General features: G+C 28.7%; 5 protein-coding genes and 1 pseudogene. All 6 read right to left on the bottom strand.

Features of this window, described 5'->3' with window-relative positions; translation table 11 throughout:
* Positions 1-500: 500 nt before the first annotated feature.
* Complete coding sequence (locus AZI32_RS16730; RefSeq protein WP_061997064.1) at positions 501-1232, bottom strand: amino acid ABC transporter ATP-binding protein; 732 nt, start codon at positions 1230-1232, stop codon at positions 501-503.
* Between the two features lie 13 nt (positions 1233-1245).
* On the bottom strand, positions 1246-1911 hold the full coding sequence (locus tag AZI32_RS16735; RefSeq protein WP_061997066.1) for an amino acid ABC transporter permease: 666 nt from the start codon (positions 1909-1911) through the stop codon (positions 1246-1248).
* Positions 1912-1920: 9 nt separating this feature from the next.
* Positions 1921-2739 (bottom strand): transporter substrate-binding domain-containing protein, encoded by an 819-nt coding sequence (locus AZI32_RS16740; protein WP_061997068.1) that lies wholly within the window; start codon positions 2737-2739, stop codon positions 1921-1923.
* Between the two features lie 248 nt (positions 2740-2987).
* Positions 2988-3152, bottom strand: a pseudogene (locus tag AZI32_RS16745) (phosphoribosyl-ATP pyrophosphohydrolase); the annotation flags it as partial.
* 150 nt (positions 3153-3302) lie between these two features.
* Positions 3303-3890 (bottom strand): hypothetical protein, encoded by a 588-nt coding sequence (locus tag AZI32_RS16750; protein ID WP_061997070.1) that lies wholly within the window; start codon positions 3888-3890, stop codon positions 3303-3305.
* Between the two features lie 90 nt (positions 3891-3980).
* The gene (locus AZI32_RS16755; RefSeq protein ID WP_242865316.1) at positions 3981-4583 is read right to left on the bottom strand and encodes a YkgJ family cysteine cluster protein; all 603 of its coding nucleotides are present in this window, start codon (positions 4581-4583) and stop codon (positions 3981-3983) included.
* Between the last annotated feature and the right edge of the window lie 224 nt (positions 4584-4807).

The following is a 4807-nucleotide window of genomic DNA, read 5'->3' on the forward strand; positions in this document are numbered from 1 at the left end:
TATTAGGAGTGGCTTTTTTATTTGTTTTTATAACTAAAAAAGTTATGAAAAACATGAAAAATATGGCTTAGCTTTACGCACATGGGGTTCCAAGTTAAGTTTTAAAGTTATTCATTTATTAGTGGTTATTACTACTCACTTCGTTCCTAGTAATTCTCAACGTATCTTTTTATAAATTTGCAAAGCAACTTATATTGATAGATTTTTCAAAATCATTTTCAGAAAGTGGCAACCACTTTCATCCTAAATTCTTAATTCATAATTCATAATTCTTAACTAAATATATTTGCACTTATTTTTCTCAACTGATAACAAAAATTTGATGAATAAATTTAAATGGGAGCTTGTTTCCCTATGTTTTTTAGTCATTATATATTAAAAAAATAATGACTAAAAGTGACCCTTGATTAATACAAAAGTCACTTTTAAGATATTTTTAATAATCCTTCCTTATATTAAAGACTCTATACCCTAATACATAAATTTCATCTTTATATAATTTAATAGGATTTTTTAGCAAACTTACTTAATCGGGTATTATTTTCTTTGTTAAAAAGGTCTTGTGGATTTCCCTCTTCAACAATATTTCCATTTTCCATAAATATTATTTTATCTGAAACTTCTCTAGCAAAATTCATTTCATGTGTAACTATGATCATAGTTACATGTTCTTTCGCTAATGATTTTATAACTTCTAAAACTTCATATACAAGTTCTGGATCAAGAGCTGATGTAGGTTCATCCATAAGTATTATCTCTGGCTGAACAGCAAGTGCTCTACCAATAGCTATTCTTTGTTGCTGTCCACCAGATAACTTAGATGGGTAAGCATCTTTTTTATCATAAAGGCCCACCTTCTTTAAAGTATTAATTGCAGTTTCTTTTGCTTCTACCTTACTGATTTTCCTTACCGTTATAAGTGGTTCCATAATGTTTTCTATAGCCGTTTTATTCTTAAATAGATTATAACTTTGAAAAACCATAGCAGTTCTTTTTCTTATATCTAATATCTGACTTTTATTTGGTGATTCAAAATCTATCTTTGAATCTTTAAAGGTCATTTTTCCACTTTCCGCTCTTTCCAAAAAATTTATACATCTAAGAAGCGTTGACTTTCCTGTGCCTGAAGGGCCAACAATTGTTACTACTTCACCCTTTTTTATATTCAAATTTACGTTTTTTAATACTTTATTTTCTCCAAAACTTTTATTTAAATTATTTATCTGTAACATAAAAAACTCCTCATTAAGCTTTACTGAATACCTTTTCAAGTTTACTTTGTATAATAGAAATAATTCCACTTAATGCCCAGTAAACTAATATTACACAAGTAAACGCCTCCAAAAATTTATATTGAGCTGCTGCCTCTGATTGAGCCGTTGCCATAATTTCCGTCACGCCTATAGTAAATGCTAATGATGAACCTTTTACTATATCTGCGAACACATTTACTAAAGTAGGTATTGCAACCTTTACAGCTTGTGGTAACACAATTCTTGTCATACCTTGATAATACGTCATACCAAAGGCATAAGCTGCCTCCATCTGTCCCTTGTCTATAGAGCTTATTGCGCCTCTTAGACTTTCTGAGCAATAGGCTGCTGCATTTAGACTAAGGGCAATTACTGCTGATGTAAAAGCTGATAATCCTTTTAACATAGGTATAATCTGTATTAATCCAAAGTATATAAAAAATAACTGAGCAACTAGCGGAGTTCCTCTAAAAAAGGAAACATACACTTTCGCTATAAATGAAAGTATTGGAACCTTTGCATCTACGATTATTGCTAATATAACACCTAAAATCAAAGCAAATATTAAAGATAAAAAAGATAATTTTAAAGTTACTATTAAGTATTTCAACATCAATGGTATTAGATTCAATGCAAAGTCTAAATCAAATGTAGCCATATTTTCACCTTAGTTGCTTTCTTTAGTAGTGTCTAACCTAAACCATTTCTCAGATGTTTTTGTAAGTGTTCCATCTTCATGCATCTTATTTATCGCTTCATTAACTTTTTCTATAATTTCTTTATTTTTTTCTTCTTTTCTAAAAGGATATTGATTTATTTCATAAACTCCAGTATCTATATCTGATATTTTTAAATTTAAATTACCTTGTTCTATAGTTGTTTTTGCTTTAACTTCTGATAACCATGCTGCATCAAGTCTTCCATTCTCTACGTCTTTTTCCATTGGCACTCCATCAAAAGTTATAATCTCTAATTGTAAATTTTCCTTTTCGTTTATTTCATTTAATGTTTTTTCTCCATTTCCCCCTAATACACAACCTACTTTTTTACCCTTTAACTGCTCCATCTTAGTTATGCTACCGTCTTTTGGAACTATAAATTTATACTTACTATATGCATATGTATCTGAAAAATCATACTTTGCTTTTCTCTCTTCTGTAGTAGACATTTGATGTGCAACAGTATCAACTTTTCCAGCATCTAACATACCCATAAGTCCGCTAAATTTAGCAGTCTGAAATTCTATTTCATACCCAGTTCTTTTACCTATTTCATTCCAAACATCAACTTCGAATCCCTTCGATGTATCATTTTCTTTAAAGCACCATGGAAAATATTCTGTAGATACTCCAACTACAAGTTTTTCTTTACCTTCAACATTAGTAGTTGTAGCTTCCTTTGTCTTATTGGAACACCCCATTAAAACACTTGTCCCTACAATAACTGTAGCTAAAATTGCTATCAGCTTTCTTTTTCTTAAATTCATAATAAATTCCCCCTTGATTATTATATATTTATAACAATTCTACGAAGAGTATAGCAATTTTTTCCTACTTATTCACCAACTATTACTTATTCAGATTGTTAGTCATCTAACTATCAATTCATCCTATAATACAAATGCCTTTTAATTGTAATTTTGCGATTTAACACTATAATCAGTTTATAAAAACAGCATATCTTACTTAGATATGCTATTTCAAAATACAATTATATTACTTACACTTTCACTGATTATTTAACAGCTTGTAACACAATACCTTTTTTAAAACCTCCACGGTCTTTTAATTTCTCTTCTCTTTTCTTTAAAAGTTCCTTTTCTGAGTATCCAAGGTTCTCTGCTAAACCAAACAATACTTCCATCACATCTGCAAGTTCTTCTAAGTTCTTTGCTTCTAATGTATAAAAAATAGCATAGTTGCCTCAAAATATGATAGATTTAAGCTGCAAATACAAAACCTAAGGAGGCTAACTATGCTAAAAGCAATTTTAAACCCAAATGAAGAAATAATCAATCTATAAAATTTATATAAACTAAAAATATATTTATTACATATTACCCATAATTTCTGCAACAAGTCCAGTTCCAGTAAAATTATTCCTTAACAATTCAAGATACATTCTATTTCCGAACATGCCTCCAGTCATATTGTCTATTGATTTCATCATTCTTATTAGTATAAGCTTTTGTGATTTTATTGGCATTTTTACTTCTTCCGCAATTTTATTAAATTCATCAAATATATCCTTTTCAATTTCATTAAAAGAATAAATGTTTCCTTTTCCATCTAAAGAATAATATATTTTTGTGTAGCAATCACTTATAAATTCATCTGTAACATCTCTATGATTATAATACTTTTCAAACATAAATTGTTCGAAAGATCCAACTAATCGTAGTACTGTCTCATCTTTAAGTATATCTTCAAACTCACTATTAAAGGATTCTTTTATAAGTTGCCTTATTAGCCTTTTGTTTTCTTTAATCTGACCTCCGACCAAATAATTGCAATTACTTATGCATTGTATTTCTGATTCTTTCTTACTTCCACAACAAGTTGTGCAGATAATTTCGTTTAAAGCTGGACATTTTCTTGAAAATTTTATTTTTTTATTACGAAGTATGCATTTTGCCATTTATAATTATCTCCTCTAATACTTTAATATTCTCTTTCAAAATAATATTATGAACTTTCATATCTTGATATTTTTGCATATTTTAATAATTTAATACAATTTTTTTCTCTTAAAACCATAAGTTTTCTTCAATCTTTCTAACATTTCAAAAACTACAGGGCATACACTTGCAAAATCAACTATATTGAGCAAACTAAATAATCTTTCTGGCCTATTTGTAAATGGGTATTCTCTACAACCCTCTGGTTTGCACTTTTCAATTTCACAAACACCATTTTCAGTTAGAAAACAGCATGGCTTAGCTTTTAGATCATATCCATTGATAGTCTTCTCTATATACTTATCCATAAATTCTTTCTTTGTTATTTTAAGTAGCTTAGAAGCTTGCTCTATTTCAGTTTCTTCAAAGGTTATTGAATACTCTTTACAGCAATTTCTACATTTACTGCAATCATAATTTTTAAATAATTCATTATGTAATTCTAAAAATTGCTCATCTAATTCATCTATATCCGCACGATTTTTTAAATATGTTCTAAATTTATAATTTTCACTTTCAACCTTTTCAAATTCTTCCTTTATTTTTGATGGTTCTATCATAATATCTTCTCCTTTACTATTTCCCATAATATTTTTGTCCTTTTTCCCGCTACCACAAGGGCACAGATTGAATCTTCTATTAGATATTTTCAAAAGGATCATCCCCTTCCTTTTATCTGCCAAGATAAATATAGGATTCAGCAATAGATTTCCTCATGTTTTTAATGTCCATATGGTACTTATTTTCACTTCTTTTTACATACTCACTGCAAAATTATATTTCGTCTTGTTATATTTATCAATTAGGACGTGTCTGAAAACAAAATATCTAAAACTTATTTAGATAAAACAAAAATAGCAGCAATATAAACAAATGC

It is taken from the genome of Clostridium sp. ATCC 25772 (assembly GCF_001573875.1).
Lineage (GTDB): Bacteria > Bacillota > Clostridia > Clostridiales > Clostridiaceae > Clostridium_J > Clostridium_J senegalense.

Coding starts and splice junctions, on each gene's coding strand:
- AZI32_RS16730 (WP_061997064.1), bottom strand. CDS start 1,232: ATGTTACAGATAAATAATTTAAATAAAAGTTTTGGAGAAAATAAAGTA.
- AZI32_RS16735 (WP_061997066.1), bottom strand. CDS start 1,911: ATGGCTACATTTGATTTAGACTTTGCATTGAATCTAATACCATTGATG.
- AZI32_RS16740 (WP_061997068.1), bottom strand. CDS start 2,739: ATGAATTTAAGAAAAAGAAAGCTGATAGCAATTTTAGCTACAGTTATT.
- AZI32_RS16750 (WP_061997070.1), bottom strand. CDS start 3,890: ATGGCAAAATGCATACTTCGTAATAAAAAAATAAAATTTTCAAGAAAA.